1 protein-coding gene is annotated in these 598 nt (G+C 64.0%); it reads left to right on the top strand.

The window, feature by feature from the left end:
* A partial coding sequence (locus tag IEW22_RS19870) for an IS30 family transposase (protein ID WP_188589150.1) occupies positions 1-591 on the top strand: 591 nt, incomplete at its 5' end.
* Positions 592-598 lie beyond the last annotated feature (7 nt).

The following is a 598-nucleotide window of genomic DNA, read 5'->3' as shown; positions in this document are numbered from 1 at the left end:
CGCAGCAAGCAGTCCCAACGAAGATCCCGCAAGAAGCCCGGTGAGCGCACGGCGCGGATCGTGGGCATGGTGTCCATCGATGATCGCCCCGCCGACGCCACCGACCGGCGGGTGCCCGGCTGGTGGGAAGGTGACCTGATCGTGGGGGCCGGCAACACGACCGCCGCGATCACCCTGGTCGAACGCAGCACGCGTTACACCCTGATCCTCGGGTTGCCCGACGGGAAGAAGGCCGACGGTGTCGCCGATGTGTTGATCGATCACCTCCAGGGGTTGCCGGAGTTCATGCGGCAAGGATTGACCTGGGATCAGGGCACCGAGATGGCAGAGCATGCCTCGATCACCGTGGCCGCTGACCTGCCGATCTACTTTGCACACCCGCATTCACCGTGGGAACGCCCGTCCAACGAGAACACCAACGGCCTGATCCGCGAGTACCTGCCCAAAGGGACTGCTATCACCAGCAACCAGGCCTACCTCGACGCCATCGCCCGCGAACTCAACGAACGCCCCCGACAGACACTCGGCTTCTACACCCCACGCGAAAAGTTCGAAGCCCTCCTACGAGACAACGTTGCTTGCACGGGTTGACGGCTCT

Origin of the sequence: Gordonia jinhuaensis (genome assembly GCF_014639795.1) — a bacterium.
GTDB lineage: Bacteria > Actinomycetota > Actinomycetes > Mycobacteriales > Mycobacteriaceae > Gordonia_B > Gordonia_B jinhuaensis.
Note: the sequence above shows the minus strand (reverse complement) of the source record. Positions and strands in the feature narration are given on the sequence as shown.